This window comes from Streptomyces sp. NPDC003697 (genome assembly GCF_053587115.1).
In genome coordinates this window covers 48,933-69,490 of record NZ_JBSFNN010000009.1, presented here as the reverse complement: position 1 = coordinate 69,490, position 20,558 = coordinate 48,933, and the positions used below count along the sequence as shown (strand labels likewise).

Sequence of the window (20,558 nt, the reverse complement as noted above, 5' to 3'; positions counted from 1 at the left end):
CACATCCCGGTGTCCGTCCCGTTTTCTTACCCCTCACGCATACCACGTCCCGCTCGGCGCACGCCGTGGTGTTCGTCGACCGGACGTCCGAATTCCGGATCCCGCCGGAAGTCCGGCCCCGATCGGCCGTCGGGGTCACGGCACCCCCGAACGGCTCACGGCCGGTGCGGTCGTCCCGCCGGACGGGCGCGGGTGCGGCCCCGGCGATCGGTCCCTCGTACGGACGGCACGTGGGGCGGCCGGGGCCCGGCGCGCCCCGCGGCCGTCCCCGGGCCGGGTGGTCGCGGCCGTCCGTGATCGTGACCCGTCGCGGGTACCGCGCGGCCGCGGGCCGGGCTACGCCCCGCCGAGCGCGGCCAGCCGGTGCACGCCGCGGGCGGTGCCCGTCACGCCCGACAGGAAGCCCTGGGCGCGGGGCGAGGCGTGGTCCGTCAGCCAGGTCGGGTGGATGTCGCAGACCCCGATCCTGACCTCGGTGCCGGCCAGTGCGAGGGGCAGGGTGTGGACGACCGTCGAGGGGAAGCTCAGGACGGTGCGCCCGATGGGGCCGCGGCGGGCGATCAGTTCCAGCGGCAGCTCGGGGCGGACGATCTCCAGGCCGGTGTCCGTCGCCAGGCGGTGCAGCTTCCCGGCGCTCTCGCGGCGGTGGGCGAAGTACCGCCGCACGCCGTGCGCCGCCGCCAGCGCGCGGACGGCGTCGAGGTACCGCTCGCCGTCCACCACGCCCGTCTCGACGAGGGAGGTGCCCACCAGGTCCGCGCCGCCCGTGACACGCGGCGGGCCGAACCGGCCGCGGGCCCAGGCGAAGCGGTTGGCGGTGACCGTCACGCCCGGCGGCGCCTCCTCGATCGGCATGGCCGAGAAGACCTCCACCCGGCGCTCCCCGCCCGGCGTCAGGCGGCGGCGCGCCGAGGACGACACCGGCGCGAAGAGCAGGTCCCGGGGGCCGGGGCGGCCGCCCCTGCGGTGCCAGCGCACCAGGCGCTCGCCGCGGGCGAGCTGGGCGACGAACTCCATCGTGGCCGTGCCGTCGTCCACCACGACCAGGTCGCGGGCCCCGGTGATGGTCAGCAGCAGCTGGACATAGCGGGAGAACGGGTCTCCCATGACCACCCGCCCGGCCCGCCGCAGCAGCGGGGCCAGTCCGCCGATCGTCCGGAACGGCGCCGCCGTCCCGCCGCGCGCCTCCTCCCAGCGGACCTCGTGGCCCTCCTCGCGGGCCAGCTCGGACATGCGCCGCAGCTGACCGCGGGTCATCGGGTCGGTCGGGGACAGGACGACGAGGGTGAGCCCCGCGCCGGGCGGCGGCCGGCCGGTGTCCCCGGTGCGCCGGGTCCGGACCGGGAGCCCCACGTCCGCGTCGGGTGCCGGCCGCTCCGCGTCGGGGACCGGCCCGTCCGCGGCGTGGCGCCGGCCGTGCGCCCACTCGAGCACGTTCAGCAGCTGCACCGGGCTCTCGACGAAGGCGAGGGTGCGGGAGGCGGGGGAGGTGGGGCCGGCGGACCCGGCGCGGGGGCTCATCGACGTACGACCGTCCCGTCAGTGGCGTCAGTGGGTGGGGGTCACACCGCGACCGGTTCGCCCGCCGCCGCGGCGATCTCCGCCTCGGCGACGACGCCGGCGACACGGCGCAGCTTCTTCATGGGGGCCAGCTCGGAGTCGTAGACCTTCTTCACGCCGTCGCCGAGGGACGCCTCGATGGTGCGGATGTCGCGCACCAGGCGCTGCAGGCCCTGCGGCTCGACGGAGGCGGCCTGGTCCGAGCCCCACATCGCGCGGTCCAGGGTGATGTGGCGTTCGACGAACACGGCGCCGAGGGCGACGGCGGCGAGGGTGGTCTGCAGGCCGGTCTCGTGGCCGGAGTAGCCGATCGGGACGTTGGGGTACGCCCGCTCCAGGCTGTTGATGACCCGCAGGTTCAGCTCCTCGGCCCGGGCCGGGTAGGTGGACGTGGCGTGGCAGAGGAGGGTGTTCTCGCTGCCCAGGACCTCGACCGCGTGGCGGATCTGCTGCGGGGTCGACATGCCGGTGGACAGGATCACCGTGCGGTCGGTGGCGCGCAGCGCCCGCAGCAGCTCGTCGTCCGTCAGGCAGGCGGAGGCCACCTTGTGGGCGGGGACGTCGAACTTCTCCAGGAAGGCGACGGCCTCGGTGTCCCAGGGGGAGGCGAACCAGGCGATGCCCTTCCGCCGGCAGTGCTCGTCGATGCGGCGGTAGTCGTCCTCGCCGAACTCGACGCGGTGGCGGTAGTCGATGTAGGTCATCCGGCCCCAGGGGGTGTCGCGCTCGATGTCCCACTGGTCGCGCGGCGTGCAGATCTCCGGGGTGCGCTTCTGGAACTTCACGGCGTCGCAGCCGGCGTCCGCGGCCACGTCGATCAGCTTGAGGGCGTTGTCCAGCTCACCGTTGTGGTTGATGCCGATCTCGCCGGTGATGTAGACGGGCCGGCCCGGGCCGGCCTCGCGGGAACCGAGCGTGCGGATGCGGGAGTAGGTGCTCATGGCGGGGTGTGTCCTTACCTGGGGAGGGAATCGAGAAGGGGGCCGAGGATCCAGCCGGCGATCTCCCGGATCGCGCCGTCGCCGCCTCGGACGGTGGTGACCGCGCGCGCGGCGCCGCGTACGGCGTCGTGTGCGCTCGCGACCGCGACGGGCCAGCCGACGAGGGCGAAGCACGGCAGGTCGTTGACGTCGTTGCCGACGTAGAGCACGCGCTCGGGCGCGATGCCCTGTTCCTCGCACCACTGCTTCAGCGCGAGGTCCTTGCGGTCGACGCCGTGCAGGACCGGCAGCCTCAGCTTCCGGGCCCGGGCCGCGACCACCGGGTTCTGTTCCGTGGACAGGATCAGCATCTTCAGGCCGCTGCGCCGCAGGGCCGCGATGCCGAGGCCGTCGCCGCGGTGCACGGAGACGAACTCCCGTCCGTCGGAGTCGATCAGCACCCGGTCGTCTGTCTGGGTGCCGTCGAAGTCGAGGACGACCGCGTCGATGTCGCCGGCCGTGGGGAGGGGGGTGGGCGAGCCGGCGGCGTGGGCGCCGCCGGGGGTTCCCGCCGGCCGGGCGGAGCCGGGGGCCGGGGTGAGGTCCGCGTCGAACAGCGGGGCCAGGGCGCGGGCGCGGGCCAGGTCGTGCGGGTCGTCGATCTCCAGCACCCGCGCCGGGTCGGTGCGCACCAGTTCGGTGCGGCCGAAGAAGCGGTGCCGGTGCTCGCGGAAGCCGGCCGCGTCCATCGCGTAGGCGGCGCCGGTCTCCAGCAGGTCCTGGGGGCGGTCCTGGCGGCGCGGGCGGTAGGACTTGTCGTGGTTGACCCCGTGACCGCCCGCGCCGGCGGCGGGGCCGGCGGTCCGGGTGGCACCGGCGGCCCCCGCGGTGCGGACCGGCTCGGCGACCGCCGGGACGTCGGCCGCGTCCCGCCAGAGGAACCCGTGGAAGGGCGCCACGGTCACCGCGGTGTCGGCGCCGTCCTCGACGACGGCGGCCGCCACCTTGTCGACGTCGCCGGCGAGGAGGAAGGGACTGGTGCACTGCACGAGCAGGACGGCGTCGACCGGGCAGCCGTGCAGTGCCTCGTGGGCGTCCAGGGCGTGCAGGACGGCGGCCTCGGAGGTGGCGGTGTCACCGGCGATGGCGGCGGGCCGCAGCACGACCTCGGCGCCGGCCCGGCGGGCGGCGTCCGCGATGGCCCGGTCGTCGGTGGAGACCACGACGTCGGTCACCAGCCGGGCCGCCCGGCAGGCGCGCACGGCGCGGGCCACCAGCGGGACGCCGCCGACGGGGGCGAGGTTCTTGGCGGGGACGCCCTTGGAGCCGCCCCGTGCGGGGACGACCGCGAGGACGCGGCGCGCCGGGGGGCCGCCACCGGCGTCCGGGCGGGCGTTGGGCATGGGGTCCACTCCTTGAGGTGGCGCGATCCGGTCGCTCACAGCTCCCCCATCCGCCGGACCAGGGGCGCCACGCGCTGCACGCCCTGGCGGTAGGCGCCGCGGGCGGCGCGGCGGACGATCTGCCGGACGGGTCCGGGCTCCCGGTCGCCGGCCGGGGCGCCCGGCAGCGGGGAGCCGTCGGGGCCGAGGTGATGGCGGGCGAGGATCCCGGGTAGGTAGCCGGGGGCGGTCGTGAGCGTGTAGTAGGGGGTGAGGGGCGGCAGCCCGCCGGCGCGGGCCAGCAGCTCGGCGATCCGCTCGCGGGCCGCGTCGAAGGCACTGTCGTACGACGCTCCCCCGGCGGCGACGCCCTGCCGGGCCACCCATTCCGCGTCCGGCACCGGGCGGTGGCCGGCGTCCAGCTGATCCCAGGAGACCAGGCATCCGGAGCCGACGAAGTGGTGGTTGCCGAGCGCCTCGCGCACGCCCAGGTCGGTGAGGACGGCGGTGGGGATGCGGCGGTGCAGGGCCTCCAGGGCGGCGGTGGAGCTGACCGTCACCAGCAGGTCGGTGCGGTCCAGCACCTCGCCCATGTGCCCGTGGACGAGCCGGACGTTGGGTGGCAGGCCGGCCTTGGGGACCAGCTTCTGGTAGGGCAGTTCCTCGATGTGCGTGGTGTGCTCGCCCGGCCTGGAGCGCAGCTTGAGGAGCACCTCGCGCTCCGGATGCAGCCGCGCGTGCCGCAGCAGCCGGTCCAGCAGGTACGCACGGTCCCCGCGGCTCTCGGGCACGGAGGGCTGCGCGGCGAAGACGACGGTGCGGGGCCCGCCCGCCGGTTCCGCGGCCGTGGCGCCCGCCCCGGCGCGGGGCGCGCCGCCGAGGAAGGGCAGTGCCACCTCCGTCACCGCGGTCGCGTCGGCGCCGACCCCCTCGTACACGGCCCGGAAGCGCTCCGCGTCCTGGCGGGAGTTGGCGAGGACCAGGTCCGCGCCGTGCCGCAGCAGCAGTCCGTCGGCGAGCTTCTCGTAGACGACGCCGACGTAGCCGGTGACGACGACGGGGCGCCGGCCTCGGCCCTGCCAGACCCGCCTCAGACCGTGCAGCACCGCCTGCACGCCGCCGCCCACGAGGGCGAGGACGACGACGTCGTACGGCGGCCCGTCGCAGGCGTCGCCGCCCATGGCGCGCAGGAACTCCACGGCGGTCACCTCGCGGAGCGAGTCCGCGCGGACCCCGACCTCGCGGAGCTGGCGGGCGGTGGGCGTGGCCCGCCCCCGCAGGAGGTAGCCGTCGAGGCGGACGCCGCCCGGGGCGGCAGGGCCGGGGGCGACACGGTGCGCGGTGAGCGCGCCCCACTTCCACCGGGTGTCGGAGTCGGCGAGGACGGCGACGCGCAGGATGTTCGTTGCACTTGCTGGCACGCCGACGACCGTAGGAAGCCATTTCTAGGTCCCGCCCAACCGGAACGCAACGGCTGGTTAACAGCGCACCGCCGGAGGGGGAATCGGGCCGGGGCCGGCCTGCGCCGGGGTCCGGTTCACGGCATCGGCACGCGCCGTTCACCGCCCGTCAAGTCCGCGGTCAGGGCCGGTGACGGCCCGCCGCCTAGCGTCACCCGCGTGGTCAAGCTCTCCGTCGTCGTCCCCTTCCACAACGTGCGGCACTACGCGCCGGACACCCTGAGGAGCCTGCGCGCGAACGCGCGTGAGGACTTCGAGTTCGTCCTCGTCGACGACTGCTCGCGGGACGGGACGCTGGACGTCCTCACGCGCGCGGAGCGGGATCTGCCCGGCGCCGTGCTCGTCGGGCACGACCGGAACGAGGGGCTGGCGACCGCGCGCAACACCGGGATCGCCCGGGCCCGCGGCGAGTACCTGACGTTCCTCGACGGCGACGACTGGGTCGCCCCCGGCTACTACCCGGAGCTGCTGGCCGCCATCGAGGAGCTGGGCTGCGACTTCGTGCGCACGGACCACGTGCAGTGCACCGGGCGGGTGCGCACCGTCCACCGCGTCCCGCACGGCCGGCGCGGTGTGGTGACGCGCCCGCGGGACGCCATCCTGCCCGCGGACCGGTCCACGTCCGTCGACTACGCCTACGCGTGGGCGGGTGTCTACCACCGCCGGCTGGCCGAGCGTGGCCTGCTGCACTTCACCGACGGACTGCGGACGGCCGAGGACCGGCCGTGGATCTGGCAGCTGCACCGGGAGGCGGAGTCCTTCGCCGCGGTGGGCCTGCTGGGCGTGTTCTACCGCCGCGGGGTGGCCTCCTCGCTGACGCAGATCGGCGACGTGCGGCAACTGGACTTCATCCGCGCGTTCGATCAGGTCGTCGAGGAGACGGCAGGCGACCCGGAGGCGGACCGGCTGCTGCCGAAGGCGGTGCGCACCTACTGCGCGGTCATGGCCCACCACCTCGGCTCGATCGAGCGGTTCGAACCCGCCGTGGCCCGCGCGCTGCGCTCCCGCGGCGCCGCCGCCCTCAGGCGCCTGCCGCGGGACCTGCTCGACGACGTGCTGGACTCGATGGACACGCGGCGGGCGAGCCGTCTGCGGCGCCTGCGGCGCAGGCCGGTCTCTGCCCGGACGGAGGCCGCCTGATGCCCCGCACCACCCGGATCCTCTGCGTGTCGTCGCTCCGCGGCGCCGCCGTCCTGGCCACGGCCCTGGACGCCGGGCTCCTGGAGCCGGACGACCGACGGCTGCTGCTCGTCGCCGGCACCGCTCCCGTCCCGGAGACCGCGCCCGCCGTCGACGCGATGCCCGGCTTCGGCCGGTTGCGGGAGCGGTTCGACGAGGTGCTGTCCTGGAACGACGCCATCGCCCCGTTCCACCCCCGCGACTGGGCCCCGCGCGCCGACGACGTCCCCCTGTGGGAGCGGCACCTGCGGCTGCTGTGGGGTCTGGGTGACGACGAGGTACGGCTGACCGTGGAGTCGGTCGAGACCGGTCCCGGGCTCGCGCTGTGCCGGCTGTTCCCGGGCACCGCCGTCGACGTCCACTGCGACGGCCTCGCGGTCTACGGACCCACCAGCGACAGGATCGACCCCCTGGTCGGCACGCGGGTGGGCCGGCTGCTGCACCTCGACCTGGTACCGGGCCTGGCTCCCCAACTGCTCGCCGAGTTCGCCGTGCGGCCGGAGCCGGTGCCCGCCGCGTCGTACCGGAACGTGGTCGGCGAACTGGCCGGGGCGGAGGACGCGTTGCCCGGTGCGGGCGACCGGCCGGCGTTGCTGCTCGGCCGGCGCCTCACGGCGCCGGGCGTCCTCACCGGCGCCGAGGAGGAGGACCTCCACCTGAGCATGGTGCGGGGCGCCGCCGCCCTCGGGCACCGCCGGCTGGTGTTCCGGCCGCACCCTGCCGCCCCGGCCCTGCGCTCCCGTCTCCTGGCGGAGGAGGCGGCCCGGCTCGGTGCCGAACTCGTCGTGCTGGACCGCCCGGTGCTCGCGGAGGCCGCCGTCGAGCGGCTGCGGCCCGCGCTGGTCGCCGGCTTCTTCTCCACCGCGCTGCTGACGTCCGCCGGCCTGCACGGCGTCCCCGTCGCCCGGGCCGGCACCGGCACCCTGCTCCGCCGGCTGACGCCGTACCAGCACGGCGACCGCGTCCCCGTCACGATCGTGGACGCGCTCCTGCCCGATCTGGCCGACGGCACGGCCGTGGACGCGTGGACGGCGCCCCCGGCCGAGCGGGTGGCCGAGCTGTCCGGGCTGCTGGCGGCGGTCGGCTACGCCATGCGGCCCAGGGTCCGCCCCGATCTGCGGGACGCGGCCGAGGGCTACCTCTCCACGCACCTGTCCCCGCAGACCTGGCGCTACTTCACGCGCGGCCGTCTCACCGCGCTCGCCCTGCCCGGCGCGGTCCCCGCACCGCTCGCGTCCCTCCCACGCAATCCGGCCGTGCGCCGCCTCGCCCGCCGCGCCAGGAACCTGTCACCGCGCCGCGCCCGCCGCTGACCGCCGGGCGGCCCGGCACCGCGCTCCCTCGTCGCGCGGCCGACTCCGCCCGCCGCACCCGGCCGCGACGGGCACGCGGCCCCGGCAGCGCGGCCCGCCGCCCCGCCGGGAGGGCGGCGGACGCGTCACCGCGGGCACCCCGTCCGCGTGCCGGCCGGTTCATCCGGCGGACATCCGGACGACCGCCGTACGTCCCCCGCGACTTCCCCGGCATCCGTCGAAGGTCCGTAGCGTCCCGTCGTCGACGACGGGACCCCCGTACGACCCCGACTGAAAAGGCAGCCCAGGATGAACGTGGCCGATCCGGCCCAGGCACCGGCGGGCCCGGCACCGGCTCCCGCCGTGCGGGTCACGACCCCGCCGGAGGCCTCCACGCCCCCGGCCCGGCGACCCGCGGGCGACCGCCTGCGCGCCCTGGACGGCCTGCGGCTGCTGGCGGCGCTGATGGTGTGCCTGTACCACTACGCCGGCAAGAACGGAGAGGTCGCCGCCTCCTGGCACCAGTCCCCCGGGCAGCTGTTCCCGACACTGTCCCGGGCGGCCACCTACGGCTCCCTCGGGGTGCAGCTCTTCTTCGTCATCAGCGGTTTCGTCATCTGCATGAGCAGCTGGGGGCGGACGCTCGGCGACTTCTTCCGCTCCCGCGTGGCCCGCCTCTACCCGGCCTACTGGGTGGCCCTGCTCCTGGTGGGCGCCGCGTCGCTGGCGCTGCCCGTCGTCCTCGCCCCGCTGCGCCCGGACGAGTTCCTGGTGAACCTCACCATGCTCCAGCAGCCCATGGGCGTGCCGCGGGTGCTGGGCGTGTGCTGGACCCTGTGGGTCGAGATGCGCTTCTACGTGCTCTTCGCGCTGTTCGTGATCTGGAAGGGTGTCACCTACCGGCGCGTGGTGGTCTTCTGCGTCCTGTGGACGCTGGCCGGCGTCCTGGCCCGGGTCGCCGACACCCCGCTCACGGACGCGCTCGTCATGCGGGACCACGCCCCGTTCTTCGTCGGCGGACTGGCGCTCTACCTGATCCACCGCTTCGGCGGCGACCTGCTGCTGTGGGGCATCGTCGGCATGTCCTTCCTGCTGGGCCAGCGCTACGCGGTCACGGCGATGTGGCACCCGGGCATGACCGGCGACTTCCACCGCGACCCGCGCGTCGTCCAGGCGATCGTCCTCCTCGCCTTCGCCGCCGTGGCGGTGGTGGCGCTCGGCTGGGTGCGCCGGGCGGACTGGCGCTGGCTCACGGTGGCCGGTGCGCTGACGTACCCCTTCTACCTGGTCCACGAGCACCTGGGCTGGTTCGCCATCCGCGTGCTGTACCGGGGCCTGGGGCTGGGTCCCCGCCTGGCGATGGCGCTGACCGTAGCCGGGCTGCTGGGCCTGGCCTGGCTGATGCACCGCTTCGTGGAGAAGCCCCTCGGCCCGCGGCTGAAGCGGGCGTTGGCGCGGCAGGCACGCCGGCCGGGGCCGACGTAGGCGCCGCGGACCGCGCGGGAGGAGACGCGAAGGGCCGGGCCGCCCGAGGCGCGGCCCGGCCCTCGCGCGAGCGCGTCAGCTCCGTGCCGCGCGCACCCGGCGCACCACGTGCCGCACCGCCCGGTTGCGGCGCAGCGACTCGGCGCGCACCGGGCTCCCGCCGGGCAGGCGCAGGCCGGTCAGCCGGCGCTTCCTGAAGTACCGCGGGTACTCGGCGAGATGGGCGGTGAGCCAGGCGGCCACCTCCTCGCGCAGGGCGTGGTGCTTGCGGGGCTGCATGCAGTAGCCCACCGCGCGGACCAGCGGCGTCAGTTCCCCGGCCAGCCGGGCCGGTTCGAGCGGGACACCGGCATCCCCGTGCTCCGCGTCCGGCAGGGCCGCGTCGATGACGGTGAGCGGGACGCGGTTGCTGTTCTCGTACGGGGTGAGGCGTTCGAGCAGCAGGTCCGTGCCGACCCGGGCCACGGGGATGCCGTAGAACGCTGCCGCCGTCATCAGGGCCGTGGAGAAGCAGCCGATGACGAGCCGGGGCCTCAGCACGGCGAACACGGTCTCGGCGAGCACGGGTTCGGCCAGGACGGTCAGCCGCACCCCCGTCCCGGCGGCCGTGTCCTCCAGGGCGGCGTGGTAGGCGGCGGGCGCGCTGGGGTGGGGCTTGAACAGCACGCTGCGGTGCCCGGCACGGGCGGCGGCCCGCAGCATGCGCAGGTGGAGGTGATGCTCCTCCTCCTGGGTGATGAGGCCCAGGGCGGACAGGTACTGGCCGAGCAGGACGGCCGTGGGAGGGTCGTCGTCCGGGACGCGCCCGGCGAGGACCGCGGCGCCCTCGCGGCCCATCCGCTCGAGGACGTCGACGATCGCCCCGGTGGGCACCGCCTCCGGCTTCACGCCGTACTCGGAGAGCAGCATGGGCCGCATCCCGGGGACGAGGTCCAGGTGCAGGACGCGGGTGATGCGGCTGCTCATGACGGGCGGGATGCGGTTGCGGGTGGGCCCGTAGCTCATCAGGCCGTCGGCGTACACATGGATCGGGCTGTCGGCGAAGATGTCGGCGACCGCCCGCGAGGGATTGGCCTGGAGGGACTCGCAGGCGATCTCCACGGGCTCGTCGCCGAGGTCCCAGGCGAGGCGTACGGCCTTCTCCCACAGGGCGGTGTCCTGGGCGCGCGGCGACCAGCCGGCCGGGTGGTGCGGGGCGATGAACTCGTTCCAGGAGCGCACCTCGTCGAACTCCGGGCGGAGCGTCTCGAACCCGGCCATCCGGTCCAGCGGGGTGCCGACCTCGGGCACGGCGGCGGTGTTGCTGACGACGAGGATGCGGCGGCGGCCCTCGCGGGGGCCGAAGAGGCCCGTGCGGATCGCCGCGGTCACCGTCGCGGCGGCGTACTGCGTGGCGGAGAAGAAGATCTGGATCACGCCGCGACTCCCTTCATGCCGCCGCGTATGCGCCGCAGCAGGCGAACCCGTTCCTCCCCCATGCCGACGAGCGCCTCGGCCAGCTCGTCCTCCCCCATCCGGCCGAGGACCTCGGCGGCCGTCCGCCGCAGCGTGCCCGCGACCCTCCGTTCGAACCGGCCGCGGTCGAGCAGCTGGTGGGCGATGACGACGCAGTAGGTGCGCAGCGCCTTCCCGCGCAGCGTGCCGGCGTCGGGGTCGTCGCCGAGCTCGGTGAGGACGAGGTCGAAGGCGCGGAAGAAGTCCAGCTGCCGTACGTCGCCGATCTGGGTCAGCGAGGTGGCCACCCCCCGCCGGTAGAACACGCCGCGCAGGCTCACCACCGCGTAGGAGTCGGCCTCGCGGTGCAGCCGCCAGATCCAGGGGCGGTCCTCGGCGGTGCGCAGTCCGTCGTGGAAGCGCAGCAGTCCGCGGTCCAGGAGCCGGCGGTGGTAGACGCCGGCCCAGGCGTACGGGTAGTCGACCATGGTCGTCTCGTCGACGGGGAGGATGGAGCTCCGCGGGTCCAGCGGGGTGTGCCGGCGGCCCTCGGGGGCCCGGTGCACGGTCCGTTCGACACCGGTGACCTGGACGTGGTCGGTGCGGACGAAGTCGACGTCGAGGCGTTGGACGCGGTCCACCAGATCGGCCAGGTATCCGGGGGCGAGCCAGTCGTCGCCGTCGAGGAAGGTGAGGTAGCGGCCCTGAGCCGCGTCGATGCCGGTGTTGCGCGCGGTGGCCAGCCCGCCGTTGCGCTCGTGCCGGATCACCCTGCTGCGGGGCAGCCGCTTGGTCAGCTCCAGCAGCGCCTCGTAGGTCCGGTCCCGGGTCGACCGGTCCTCCACGAAGAGGAACTCGAAGTCGTCCCGGGCGTTGTTGACGAGGCTGGTCACGGTGTCCGGGAGATAGCCCTCGACGTTGAAGCAGGGCACGATCACGGACAGGGTCGGGGGACGGTTGGGCACGCGCACACCTGGGCTCTCTCACGGGCGGATCGCTGCGACCGTAGGAGACCCGCGACGCGGGGCGTCGACCCCGCGGCGACCGGCAGGTGAACGTAAGGCGACCGCCTGCCCCGCCGCGGCCGGCCCCCCGTACCGGCCGCCTCCGCGGCCCTTCGGCAGCGGTGCCGTACGACGCCGCCGCTGCCGCCGCAGGCCGTGGGCTACGCGCCGGCCAGGGACAGCTTCACCGCGAAGCCGAGGAACAGCGCGCCCGCCGCCGACGTCGCCCACGCGGACAGCCGCCTGCGCCGGCGGAACGCCGCGGCCAGCCGGGTGCCGCCGAAGATCAGCGCGCTGAGGTAGAGGAAGCTCGCCGCCTGGGCGAAGGCGCCGAGGACCGCGAAGGAGAGGGCCGGATGGGCGTAGCCCGGGTCGACGAACTGAACGAAGAAGGCGACGAAGAACAGGATCGCCTTGGGGTTGAAGAGGCTGACGACCAGCGCCCGGCGGTAGGGCCGTTCCTCGGCGGACCCGCGGGCGGCGGCCGGGGCCTCGTCGGCGGCCCGCTCGCGGCGGGTGCGCCACATGACCCGCGCGGCGCGCAGCATGCCGACGGCGAGCCAGGTCAGGTATCCGGCGCCTGCGTACTTGACGACGGCGAACAGCAGCGCGTTGGCCTGGAGCAGGGAGGCGACCCCGGCCGCCGACAGCGTCATCAGCACCGTGTCCCCGCACCACACGCCGGCCGCCGCGGTGTACCCGGCCCGGACGCCGCGCCGGGCGGCGACGGACAGCACGTACAGGGAGTTGGGGCCGGGCAGGAGCACGATGAGGACGAGTCCCGCCAGGTAGGTGGGGAGGTCGATGACGCCGAACATGGCAGGAGTGTCGCACGCGCGTACGACACCGCGACGCGGCGGTCCGGATGACGGGAAGTCCGGGGACGGACCGGGCCGGTCAGCCGTCCAGCAGGGTGGCGGCCGGCAGTTCGACACGGACGCCGACGCCCTCCGGCACGGGCACGCTCTGCCCGCGCTCGAAGCGCTGGAGGACGGAGTACTTGCCGTCTTCCGGGCCGGTGTGGAGGAGCACTTCGTCGTGCTTCCGGTCGACGACGAGGTAGGCCGGGACGCCGGCCTGGGCGTAGCACTCGGTCTTGGTACCCAGATCGTCCGCCCAGTTGGACGACGTCACCTCGACGACCATGCGGAAGACGTCCGGGGCGTAGCAGTTCCTCGTGACGTGGGCGTCGCGGAAGTCATCGTCGACGACGGACAGGTCGGGAATCGCGAAGTCCTGGGGCAGAGTGGGGAGCCAGAGGCCCACTCCCTGGACGTACTCGCACCCCGCCTCGACAATCCCTGCCCGGTCCAAAGCCCTGCCCAGCTTCGTCAGGGACAGCGCGTGGGAGCCGTCCGGCGGCGGTGTCACAGTGAGCCTCCCCTGCAGGATCTCCACGCGGTGCCCGGGTAGTGCACGGGAGAGCAGGTCGGCGGCCTCGCCCAACGTCAGCTCGTGTTGCAGTACAACCACGGCATCCTCCTTCTGGGCTCACTTTCCACGAGGCTAACCGGGGGCGGGTGGTTTCCGCCCCTGGTCACTCGTTCGAGGGGGCGGGCGGCTCAGAAGGCGTCGGACGGCACGTAGGTGCCCCAGACCTCCCGCAGCGCGTTGCACACCTCGCCGACCGTCGCGCGGGCCTTGAGGGCGTCCTTCATCGGGTACAGGACGTTGTCCTCGCCCGCGGCGGCCTTCTTCAGGGCCGCCAGGGCCACGTCCACGGCCGCCTGGTCGCGCTCGGCGCGCAGCTTCGCCAGTCGCTCCGCCTGCTGCGCCTCGATGGCGGGGTCGACGCGGAGCGGCTCGTACGGCTCCTCCTCGTCGAGCTGGAAGCGGTTGACGCCCACGACGACCCGGTCGCCGGAGTCGGTCTCCTGGGCGATGCGGTACGCGCTGCGCTCGATCTCGTTCTTCTGGAAGCCGTGCTCGATGGCCGTGACCGCGCCGCCGAGGTCCTCGACCTTCCGCATGAGCTCCAGGGCGGCCGCCTCGACCTCGTCGGTCATCCTCTCGATGACGTAGGACCCGGCGAAGGGGTCGACCGTCGCGGTCACGTCCGTCTCGTAGGCCAGCACCTGCTGGGTGCGCAGGGCCAGGCGCGCGGACTTGTCCGTGGGGAGCGCGATCGCCTCGTCGAAGGAGTTGGTGTGCAGGGACTGGGTGCCGCCGAGCACGGCCGCCAGGCCCTGGACGGCGACACGGACCAGGTTCACCTCGGGCTGCTGGGCCGTCAGCTGCACACCCGCCGTCTGCGTGTGGAAGCGCAGCATCATCGACTTGGGGTTCTTCGCGCCGAACTCCTCCTTCATCACCCGTGCCCAGATCCGGCGGGCCGCGCGGAACTTGGCGACCTCCTCCAGGATCGTCGTCCGCGCGACGAAGAAGAACGACAGGCGGGGCGCGAAGTCGTCGACGTCCATGCCGGCCGCCACCGCCGTGCGCACGTACTCGATGCCGTCCGCCAGGGTGAACGCGATCTCCTGCGCGGGCGAGGCACCGGCCTCCGCCATGTGGTAGCCGGAGATCGAGATCGTGTTCCACTTCGGGATCTCGGCCCGGCAGTACTTGAAGATGTCGGCGATCAGCCGCAGGGAGGGCTTGGGCGGGAAGATGTACGTGCCGCGCGCGATGTACTCCTTCAGCACGTCGTTCTGGATCGTGCCCGTCAGCCGGTCCGCCGGGACGCCCTGCTCCTCGGCCACCAGTTGGTACAGCAGCAGCAGGAGAGCGGCGGGCGCGTTGATGGTCATCGACGTCGAGACCTTGTCCAGCGGGATGCCGCCGAACAGCACCCGCATGTCGTCGATCGAGTCGATCGCGACGCCGACCTTGCCGACCTCGCCGTGCGCGATCGGCGCGTCGGAGTCGTGGCCCATCTGCGTGGGCAGGTCGAAGGCCACCGACAGGCCCATCGTGCCGTTGGCGATCAGCTGCTTGTAGCGGGCGTTGGACTCGACGGCCGTGCCGAAGCCGGCGTACTGGCGCATCGTCCACGGACGGCCCGTGTACATCGTCGGGTACACGCCGCGGGTGAAGGGGTACGACCCCGGCTCGCCCAGCTTCCCGGCCGGGTCCCAGCCCTCCAGGGCGTCCGGCCCGTAGACCGGCTCGATGGGCAGCCCGGACTCCGACTCGCGCGCCATGGTGTGTGCCTCCGCGTTCTTGGTTACTCGCCAGTACAGCCAGTCCTCGCCACGGACTGTAGCGGCGGCCCGCGCGTCGGGTGGAGTGCCCCACGCTGGGACCTTGCTCACAGACCGGTTCAGCCCTGTGTCCCCACCCTGCCCCGTGGTTCGCCGCCCGTCACGCGTGGGGAGACATCCGGGGTGGACCACCGGACACCGAGGAGACGCCGGGGGGCGGTATGCGCGTGGGGGACGTGAGGAGGGCTGCGGCCGTCGTCGCCGCGGCCGTGGCGCTGGCCGGGACGTACGGCTGCACGGTCCGGCCGGAGGGCACGAACGGCACGGACGGTGCGAACGGCGGACACCGGTTGCCGGTGCACATCGAGGTCCCGGCCGCCGGCACGCCCGCGAGCCCGCCGACCCGCCGGCCCGCGCCGCCGCCCGCGAGCCGTCCCGCCGGCCCCGCACCGGGCGGCGGCGGGCAGCGCGGCCTCCCCGGCCGGAGCGTGGCCGCGCCGGTGTTGTGGCGCCCGGGCGACAGCGGGTCCGGCGTCCGCGAGCTGCAGGCCCGGCTGCGCCAGGTGGAGTGGCTCTCCGACGGACCGACGGGGACCTACGACGACCTCACGGAACGCGCGGTCGAGGGCTTCCAGGGCAAGCGGGGGCTGGCGCGGACGGGGAGGACCGACGTCGTCACCTGGCGGCGGCTGCTGGAGATGACGCACGAGCCGGGCCGGTGGGAGCTGTACCTGATGGGCGGGCAGCCCGCCGCGCCGCCCGACCCGCGCTGCCTCACCGGCCGGGTCCTGTGCATCGACAAGACCAGCCGGACGCTGCGCTGGATGATCGACGGGCGGACCGTCTCCACGGTGTCGGTGCGGTTCGGCACGGAGCACACACCCACCCGGGAGGGGGTGTTCGAGGTCTACTGGAAGTCCCGGCACCACGTGTCGACGCTCTACGACTCCCCCATGCCGTACGCGATGTTCTTCAGCGGCGGGCAGGCCGTGCACTACTCGTACGACTTCGCGGCGCGCGGCTACGCGGGCGGGTCGCACGGCTGCGTCAACGTCCGGGACGAAGGGGCGATCGCGCAACTGTTCGCCGAGGTCCGGGTGGGCGACAAGGTCGTCGTCTCCTGGTGAGGCGCGCTGCGCGGGAGGGGCCTGCGGCCGCTGCCGCGCGAGGAGAAGGATGCGGGGCGCGGGCGGGACCGGGGGAACGTGTCCCGCCCGCGCCAGGTGCACGAGCCATGGGTACGGGGGGAACCCCGGCTCGGTGCGACAGCCGATGACCAGTCGGCTCACTCATTACTGCGTAGGGGCCCGCCAAAACGTCACACCCCTCCGGGAAGAACTTCCGGGAGTGAGGAAAGCGCAGGTCAGCGAGGCGCGGCGGCCGACCCGACGCTGCCGGTGCGCGGGGCGTGGGGCCGGGACGGCGGAGTCAGATCAGGTCGTACGTGGCGTGCGGCGACGGCGCGAGGGCGGTGGACGACGCTCCGGGACCGGACGCGGTGGGTCCCGCCGGGGCGAAGGCAGGGCTCGGCGTGGCTCCGGCGCTCTTCCTCGGACGGTGGCCGCCTCAGTGGTTGCCGTCGTCGCCGCCCTTGCCCTTCTCGTCCTTCTGACCGCCCTGGCCCTCGGCCGCGTTGCCGCCGCCCTGGCCGTGGCCGTTCCCCTTGCCACCGCTGTTGCCACCGCCCGTGTCCTCGGCCCGGCCCTTGTTGCTCTTGTCCTGGCCGTTGCCGCCCTTGCCGCCCTTGCCGGTGGAGCCGGGATCGGCCGGCCTCAGGACGCCCCGGCAGTACGCCTCCACGTGCCCGGCACCGCCCGCCGCCCGCTCCAGGGCGCGCTTGCGGCCGGGGGCGAGGCTCTCGCCGTCGCGCAGGTCGCGGCAGGCGGAGGCCATGCGCCGCTGCCCGCCCGGGACGCCGTGCGCGTCGTCCGGCCCGGGGTCGGCGCCCGGGGACGCGGCGGGGCCGTCACCGGCGGTCGCGCCGCCGGAGGGACCACCGGTCGGGCTGCCGGGGACCGCCGGGCGGGAGCGTCCGCCCGGCGACGGCGAGCCGGACACCCGGTCGGGCGTCCCGGAGCCCTCCACGGACGCGGCGGGACCCGGCTCGCCGACACCGAACGGCGTCGGCAGCACGCCGGTCGTCGCCGCCGCGGCGACCCCGCCGACCGCCCCGACCGCGAGCGCGGCGGACACGGCGAACCGGACGGGACGGCCCCACCGGGCACGCCGCGGGCCGGAGGGACGGCCCCCGATGCGGACGACTCCCGCGTCGTCGGCACCGGCGAACCGGCGGGTCCGCCGGTCGGCGGCCGTGCCCGGGTCGGCCTGCTCCGCGCGCGCCTTGCGGAAGGCGGCCAGGGCGGCGGCCTCGCCCGGGAGTTCGACGTCGGCCGCGACGGTGGCGGCGGACAGGGCGTTCAGCGTCGCGGCGAGCCGTTCGGCCTGGTCACGGGTGGCGGCGTCGACGGTGTCCGGTGACTCGCCGCGCAGCAGAGCCTCCGCCGTTTCGCGGTTCAGCCACCTGTACTGCTCATCGGCCATCACATGTCCCTCTGCGTCCGGGCCCGGAGATGCGTCACACCGGCGGACGTCACCGCGTGGCCGCGCGGTTCTCGCTGAGCCGGCAGCGCGTCGAGCGCACCGGGCGATTCCGGATCGGCGCCGAGCAGTTCGGCGAGCCGTTTCAGACCGCGGTGTGCGGCGGTGCGCACCGCGCCGGGCCGCTTGCCGAGCGTGTCGGCGGCGGTCTTGGCGTCCAGGCCCACGACCACGCGCAACACCACGGCCTCGGCCTGGTCCTGTGGCAGTCGGGCGATGAGCGAGAGGGCCCTGTCGGTGGCGAGGGCCTCCATGGCCTCACCCTCGGTGTCGCACTCCGCGGCCCTGCCGGTCAGTTCCGTTTCGTCGCCGCCGATCGCCGGACGGCGGCCGCGCATCCGTATGTGGTCCAGCGCCCGGTTGCGGGCGATCCGCGCGGCCCAGCCGCGGAAGCGGTCGGCGTCGCCGCTGAACCGCCCCAGGTCGCGGGCGATCTGCAGCCAGGCCTCGGACGCCACGTCCTCGGCGTCCGGCTCGCCGACCAGTGTCCGTACGTATCCGAGCAGCCGTGGGTGCACGGCGCGGTACACAGTCCGGAACGCGGTCTCGTCCCCGTCCTGTGCCGCAAGCACCGCGGCGGTCAACTCCGCGTCGTCCCCCAGCACCCGTGGTTCCTCAGTCGATCGGTGCAGCTCCTGGCCGCCGATGGTTGCGGTGATCATGCATATCCCGCGCCCGGCGCGAAAGGCACGTTACGGCGTCAAACCGCTCGCCGTCCATGTCCGTACAACATGCAACTAACTCGGAGGAGCTGCGGTGTGACAGAAAACGGACGCCCGGCGCTGTAGGAAGTACGGGCCGCCGCGCGGCCCGTGCCGCGCGACGGCCGGGGCCTCTCCTGTGGGGGGTGGCGGCCCCGGTCGTTGCCTCGGCAAGCAGTTCGGCGCCCGGCCGGGACGGCACCGGAAGCCGCGTGAACGCCGGCGCGGGCCCCACCGGCCGCGTCTCGGCCCTCTCTCCGGACCCGGACTCACGGGGCCATGGCTCAGGGCCCACCCCTCCCGGCAGGAAGCCCGCGCTCACAGCCCGCCCGTCCCAGCGCGAGACCCCTGTTCAGGGCTCGCCTCGCGCGGTGCGGGGCGCCCGCTCGGACGCGGGCCCCACCGTTCGGTGACCGCGCGGCTGGATGCATCCGGGCCGCGTCGCAGTGCCACTTGGCCGGGACCCGGACCCCGATCGCCCCATCCGCCCCACCGCGGGTCGTCCCGCGACCGCTTGAACCGCCTCCGTCAGTGCCGCACCCCGGGCGTGCCGTTCCCGCCCCGGCCGCTCCCCGCGCACCGCCGGCCCCCGGCCGCCCGCGCCCGTCAGAACCGCCTCCGTCAGTGCCGCACCCCGGGCGTGCCGTTCCCGCCCCGGCCGCTCCCCGCGCACCGCCGGCCCCCGGCCGCCCGCGCCCGTCAGAACCGCCTCCGTCAGTGCCGCACCCCGGGCGTGCCGTTCTCGCGCCGGTCGCTCCCGGCGCCGCCGCCGTTCTCCCGGCCGGCGCCGCCCTTCCCGCTGCCCGCGCCAGTGCCGGCGCCAGTGCCGGTGCCCGCCGCGCTCCCGGGACTCGCCGCACCGCCCGGAGCCGCCGGGCTTGCGGTGCCGTCGGCGCCTTTCGGGCCGTTCCCGGCCGGTGGCCTGCCCGTCCGCTCCGCGCAGTACCGGCCGACGTTCTCCTCGCCGCCCGCGGCCGCCACGAGCCACCGCCAGGCCGGCGCGTCCAGCGCCCGGCCCGCCCCGCGGACCTGCTCGTAGGCGCGGCAGCGTCCGTCGACGTCCCGCGGGGCGGCCGGGTGGCCCGGCGTGGCCGGCGCAGCCGGCGCACCGGGGCGGGACGCCGTCGCGGAGCCGCCGGCCGAGGGCTCGGCCGGGGCAGCGGACGGCCGGTGGGACCGCTGCCCGTCCTCGGGTCCGCGGTCCGGCGAACCGGCCGTGCCGATCGCCGCGACGGCGACACCGCCCAGGGTCAGACTCGCCGCGAACACGCCCAGGAGGGCCTTCACCGACAGACGCACGCGCCGGTGTCCGCGCGACCGCCAGTCGTCACCGCTCCGGGTGCGCGTCCCGTGCGCCGCGCCGTCCCGGGCGGCGCGGAACGCCGCCACCGCCCGCTGCTCGGCCACGACGTCGAGGGCGCCGCCGCGCAGGGCGGCGGCGAGCATCGACTGCAGCGCCGGGCCGTCCGGCGTCCGCTCGGGACCGGGCACGGTGGCCGCCGGGTGTCCGCGCCGACGGCCGCCCGTACTGCCGTCGCTCTGCCGCTCACCCATGCCCGTACCCATCCCGGTCCGACGGTCGGCCGTCCTGGCCGTGCAGGCCGCCGTTGCCGTTCACTCCGACTCCCCCAGCGTGCCGGGGCCGTCGTTCGTCACACCTGCCGCACCGCTCAGCTGGCCGGCCAGCCGCTTCAGCCCCCGGTACGCGGCCGTCCGGACCGCTCCGGGGCGCTTGCCGAGGACCCGTGCGGTGGCGGGGCCGTCCAGACCGACGACGACGCGCAGGAGGACCGCCTCCGCCTGGTCACGCGGCAGGGCGCGGACCAGGGCGAGGGCGCGCTCGGTGGAGAGCGACTCCAGCGCCTGCTCATGGGTGCTGTGCGTGCCCGGCAGCTCCAGCACGTCCTGTTCCAGCGCCGCCGGCCGGGGACGCACCCGCTGACGGCGCAGGTGGTCCAGTGCCCGGTGCCGGGCGATCGTCGCGGTCCACCCGCGGAACCCGGCGCCGTCCCCCTTGAACCGGCCCAGGTCACGGGCTATCTCCAGCCAGGCGTCGGACGCCACGTCCTCGGCGTCGTCGCCGACGATCCCGCGGAGATAGCCGAGCAGTCCGGGCTGCACGATCCGGTAGGCGACCGCGAAGGCCGCCTCGTCCCCCTCCTGGGCCCGCGCGACCGCCGCGCCCAGCTCCCCGTCGTGCGCCTGTCTGCGACGGGGTTCCCCTGCCTGGCCCAAAACTGTCCTCGTTCGTGCCGAGTTCGTGGCCACCGCCTGGCGCCATCCCCACCGTGCGACAGGCTCAGGCCGTGTCCACGCCTCCATGGTCATCAGCGTCGGGGTGTACGGAAGTGTCACAGTCCGTGGGCCGCCCCGGACCGGCCGCCGTCGTACGGCGGGGGG

General features: G+C 75.1%; 17 protein-coding genes. 4 read left to right on the top strand and 13 right to left on the bottom strand.

From position 1 onward, the window contains the following. Positions 1 to 336: 336 nt before the first annotated feature. The 4 genes from ACWDNY_RS05970 to ACWDNY_RS05955 are packed head-to-tail and all read right to left on the bottom strand — an operon-like array spanning position 337 to position 5,283. Positions 337 to 1,521 carry a hypothetical protein gene (locus tag ACWDNY_RS05970; protein ID WP_451644487.1) on the bottom strand — a complete coding sequence of 395 codons (1,185 nt, stop codon included), beginning with the start codon at positions 1,519 to 1,521 and terminating at the stop codon, positions 337 to 339. 41 nt (positions 1,522 to 1,562) lie between these two features. Beyond that, positions 1,563 to 2,501: an N-acetylneuraminate synthase family protein gene (locus ACWDNY_RS05965; RefSeq protein ID WP_451644486.1), complete on the bottom strand. Its 939-nt coding sequence runs from the start codon at positions 2,499 to 2,501 to the stop codon at positions 1,563 to 1,565. Between the two features lie 14 nt (positions 2,502 to 2,515). Then, entirely contained in the window at positions 2,516 to 3,883 is a 1,368-nt protein-coding gene (locus ACWDNY_RS05960) for a cytidylyltransferase domain-containing protein (protein WP_451644485.1), read from the bottom strand. A 35-nt stretch (positions 3,884 to 3,918) separates the two neighbouring features. Next, entirely contained in the window at positions 3,919 to 5,283 is a 1,365-nt protein-coding gene (locus tag ACWDNY_RS05955) for a DUF6716 putative glycosyltransferase (protein ID WP_451644484.1), read from the bottom strand. 198 nt (positions 5,284 to 5,481) lie between these two features. Here ACWDNY_RS05955 and ACWDNY_RS05950 point away from each other — a divergent pair, with 198 nt between their 5' ends. From ACWDNY_RS05950 to ACWDNY_RS05940, 3 genes are all read left to right on the top strand, one after another. Beyond that, positions 5,482 to 6,462 (top strand): glycosyltransferase family 2 protein, encoded by a 981-nt coding sequence (locus ACWDNY_RS05950; RefSeq protein ID WP_451644483.1) that lies wholly within the window; start codon positions 5,482 to 5,484, stop codon positions 6,460 to 6,462. Next, on the top strand, positions 6,462 to 7,814 hold the full coding sequence (locus ACWDNY_RS05945; RefSeq protein WP_451644482.1) for a polysialyltransferase family glycosyltransferase: 1,353 nt from the start codon (positions 6,462 to 6,464) through the stop codon (positions 7,812 to 7,814). Before ACWDNY_RS05950 ends, ACWDNY_RS05945 begins: the two co-directional genes overlap by 1 nt. A 288-nt stretch (positions 7,815 to 8,102) precedes the next feature. Further along, complete coding sequence (locus ACWDNY_RS05940) at positions 8,103 to 9,278, top strand: acyltransferase family protein (protein WP_451644481.1); 1,176 nt, start codon at positions 8,103 to 8,105, stop codon at positions 9,276 to 9,278. Positions 9,279 to 9,353: 75 nt separating this feature from the next. Here the strand turns inward: ACWDNY_RS05940 and ACWDNY_RS05935 are convergent, their stop codons facing one another. The 5 genes from ACWDNY_RS05935 to ACWDNY_RS05915 all read right to left on the bottom strand — a co-directional run bounded on the left by ACWDNY_RS05935 (position 9,354) and on the right by ACWDNY_RS05915 (position 14,859). After that, positions 9,354 to 10,694, bottom strand: a complete 1,341-nt coding sequence (locus tag ACWDNY_RS05935; protein WP_451644480.1) for a polysialyltransferase family glycosyltransferase — start codon at positions 10,692 to 10,694, stop codon at positions 9,354 to 9,356. After that, positions 10,691 to 11,677: a glycosyltransferase family 2 protein gene (locus tag ACWDNY_RS05930; protein WP_451644479.1), complete on the bottom strand. Its 987-nt coding sequence runs from the start codon at positions 11,675 to 11,677 to the stop codon at positions 10,691 to 10,693. The genes ACWDNY_RS05935 and ACWDNY_RS05930 overlap by 4 nt, the downstream gene beginning before the upstream one ends. A gap of 200 nt (positions 11,678 to 11,877) precedes the next feature. Continuing rightward, positions 11,878 to 12,534 carry a leucine efflux protein LeuE gene (leuE, locus tag ACWDNY_RS05925; protein WP_451644478.1) on the bottom strand — a complete coding sequence of 219 codons (657 nt, stop codon included), beginning with the start codon at positions 12,532 to 12,534 and terminating at the stop codon, positions 11,878 to 11,880. 79 nt (positions 12,535 to 12,613) lie between these two features. After that, a complete protein-coding gene (locus tag ACWDNY_RS05920; RefSeq protein WP_451644477.1) occupies positions 12,614 to 13,189 on the bottom strand; it encodes a Uma2 family endonuclease in 576 nt (191 codons plus the stop codon). Positions 13,190 to 13,278: 89 nt separating this feature from the next. After that, on the bottom strand, positions 13,279 to 14,859 hold the full coding sequence (locus ACWDNY_RS05915) for an acyl-CoA mutase large subunit family protein (protein WP_451644542.1): 1,581 nt from the start codon (positions 14,857 to 14,859) through the stop codon (positions 13,279 to 13,281). A 221-nt stretch (positions 14,860 to 15,080) separates the two neighbouring features. Between ACWDNY_RS05915 and ACWDNY_RS05910 the strand changes: the two genes are divergently transcribed. After that, positions 15,081 to 15,986 (top strand): L,D-transpeptidase family protein, encoded by a 906-nt coding sequence (locus ACWDNY_RS05910; RefSeq protein ID WP_451644476.1) that lies wholly within the window; start codon positions 15,081 to 15,083, stop codon positions 15,984 to 15,986. Positions 15,987 to 16,425: 439 nt separating this feature from the next. On the opposite strand, the gene ACWDNY_RS05905 is transcribed toward ACWDNY_RS05910, so the two are convergent. The 4 genes from ACWDNY_RS05905 to ACWDNY_RS05890 all read right to left on the bottom strand — a co-directional run bounded on the left by ACWDNY_RS05905 (position 16,426) and on the right by ACWDNY_RS05890 (position 20,393). Continuing rightward, on the bottom strand, positions 16,426 to 17,400 hold the full coding sequence (locus tag ACWDNY_RS05905; RefSeq protein WP_451644475.1) for an extensin: 975 nt from the start codon (positions 17,398 to 17,400) through the stop codon (positions 16,426 to 16,428). After that, the gene (locus ACWDNY_RS05900) at positions 17,400 to 18,062 is read right to left on the bottom strand and encodes an RNA polymerase sigma factor (RefSeq protein WP_451644541.1); all 663 of its coding nucleotides are present in this window, start codon (positions 18,060 to 18,062) and stop codon (positions 17,400 to 17,402) included. Before ACWDNY_RS05900 ends, ACWDNY_RS05905 begins: the two co-directional genes overlap by 1 nt. Positions 18,063 to 18,872: 810 nt before the next feature. Continuing rightward, positions 18,873 to 19,712, bottom strand: coding sequence for a hypothetical protein (locus ACWDNY_RS05895; RefSeq protein WP_451644474.1), 840 nt, complete (start codon positions 19,710 to 19,712; stop codon positions 18,873 to 18,875). 60 nt (positions 19,713 to 19,772) lie between these two features. Further along, positions 19,773 to 20,393 carry an RNA polymerase sigma factor gene (locus ACWDNY_RS05890; protein WP_451644473.1) on the bottom strand — a complete coding sequence of 207 codons (621 nt, stop codon included), beginning with the start codon at positions 20,391 to 20,393 and terminating at the stop codon, positions 19,773 to 19,775. Positions 20,394 to 20,558: the final 165 nt, after the last annotated feature.

What these genes read in the sequence shown, in the direction of transcription:
- ACWDNY_RS05970 (WP_451644487.1), bottom strand. Translation starts at nt 1,521, where the DNA reads ATGAGCCCCCGCGCCGGGTCCGCCGGCCCCACCTCCCCCGCCTCCCGC.
- ACWDNY_RS05965 (WP_451644486.1), bottom strand. Translation starts at nt 2,501, where the DNA reads ATGAGCACCTACTCCCGCATCCGCACGCTCGGTTCCCGCGAGGCCGGC.
- ACWDNY_RS05960 (WP_451644485.1), bottom strand. Translation starts at nt 3,883, where the DNA reads ATGCCCAACGCCCGCCCGGACGCCGGTGGCGGCCCCCCGGCGCGCCGC.
- ACWDNY_RS05945 (WP_451644482.1), top strand. Translation starts at nt 6,462, where the DNA reads ATGCCCCGCACCACCCGGATCCTCTGCGTGTCGTCGCTCCGCGGCGCC.
- ACWDNY_RS05940 (WP_451644481.1), top strand. Translation starts at nt 8,103, where the DNA reads ATGAACGTGGCCGATCCGGCCCAGGCACCGGCGGGCCCGGCACCGGCT.
- leuE (WP_451644478.1), bottom strand. Translation starts at nt 12,534, where the DNA reads ATGTTCGGCGTCATCGACCTCCCCACCTACCTGGCGGGACTCGTCCTC.
- ACWDNY_RS05915 (WP_451644542.1), bottom strand. Translation starts at nt 14,859, where the DNA reads ATGGCGCGCGAGTCGGAGTCCGGGCTGCCCATCGAGCCGGTCTACGGG.
- ACWDNY_RS05910 (WP_451644476.1), top strand. Translation starts at nt 15,081, where the DNA reads ATGCGCGTGGGGGACGTGAGGAGGGCTGCGGCCGTCGTCGCCGCGGCC.
- ACWDNY_RS05905 (WP_451644475.1), bottom strand. Translation starts at nt 17,400, where the DNA reads ATGGCCGATGAGCAGTACAGGTGGCTGAACCGCGAAACGGCGGAGGCT.
- ACWDNY_RS05895 (WP_451644474.1), bottom strand. Translation starts at nt 19,712, where the DNA reads ATGGGTGAGCGGCAGAGCGACGGCAGTACGGGCGGCCGTCGGCGCGGA.